At 54.4% G+C, this 1,273-nt stretch carries 1 protein-coding gene and 1 pseudogene; both read right to left on the reverse strand.

Features of this window, described 5'->3' with window-relative positions:
• Window positions 1-794: hypothetical protein (locus BI292_RS11285; RefSeq protein WP_101207927.1), on the reverse strand; the 794-nt coding region annotated here is incomplete at its 3' end.
• A pseudogene (locus BI292_RS11290) lies at window positions 791-1,273 on the reverse strand (hypothetical protein); the annotation flags it as partial. The pseudogene BI292_RS11290 and the gene BI292_RS11285, both read right to left, overlap by 4 nt.

The raw sequence follows: 1,273 nt of genomic DNA on the forward strand, positions 1-1,273 counted from the left end.
TCGGGCGGGTGGGAAAGTTTCAGGTTCTGAGCTTTCTCTGCCAGGTAAGTCCCCAAAATAACAATGCAAAAGACACCCCACAAAACGCCCAGTACGTCGCCCTTACGCAAGTCGACGATCAGTGAACCAATTTGCGTTTTTTCGTAGGGAGGAACGCCCACTCGACTTTCGGGAACGGCTTCGGGACCGATCTCCATGTAACTGCGCATGCACTCCCACAACGCCATTGCGGTCGTACCGCCGCCACAGTTGAAACCCAGCGAGAAATGTTTGTTGTCTTCCTCCGCCAGCGGGTCAGGGTTTTCGAACCCGATGATCAATAATCCCATGGTCGCTTTACCGGCCTGACTGACCGACGACTGTTGCGTGGCAGCGGCGGTGACACTTTCCCACGGCACGATCCAGTACTTGCCGTCGTCGCGGGGGACGCAGACTTCTCTGCGTTGGCGGTTGAAGCGAATGGGTAAAGGCACATCGCGAAAGAGGCCTTGAATTAAAAAGAGGGTAGGAACACTCAAAATAACTGCCCCCAATACCAAGACACTTTGACTGAATTCAGAGTCGAGATTTCGAGTAAAGAAAGACATGGCAAGAAACACCATCAATGTCGGCCACATCGACATGACTATAGCCCCAATGCTATAGCTCCCGACATCAAGGAAAACATCGCTCTTACGCCAAATAATATTGAGTACGTCTAGTGGTTTTTCTCCCGTGGGCACCGGCAACGGAGCCAAGTAGTCATTACGCGAAAACGTCCGTTTTTTTGTTGTGCCTGCCGGTGGCGTGCTCATGCGGCGTCCTCGGACTGGGCGGCGAGCTCGGCCTCACGTTTGGCGATGGCCGCTTCCAGTTCCGGGGAGCGTTTTGCCCATTGTTCCGGGGGCAGTGGTTTTGACCATTCGATGATGTCGGGATACAGCAGATCGGGCGGCGGATTCAGCTTCCAACGCTCGAGCACGTCGATCAGCAGGGTGTTGAAAATGAAGATTCCGCAGAACCCTTCCCACAGGACGGTTATGAACCAACCTCTGAGTTTTGCGGCTTTGATCAGGTCGTCGAGGTAAGTCGCCCAGATCCCTTTTTTCCAATCCAGACGGGCCGTTTGATCCTCAACGGCTTCGGGACCGACTTCCATGTAACTGCGCATGCACTCCCACAGCGCCATTGCGGTCGTACCGCCACCGCAGTTGAAGCCCAGCGAGAAATGTTTGTTGTCTTCCTCCGCCAGCGGGTCCGGGTTTTCGAAACCGACGATCAGTAAACCCATCGT

Origin of the sequence: Pseudomonas sp. 43NM1 (assembly GCF_002836905.1) — a bacterium.
Lineage (GTDB): Bacteria > Pseudomonadota > Gammaproteobacteria > Pseudomonadales > Pseudomonadaceae > Aquipseudomonas > Aquipseudomonas prosekii.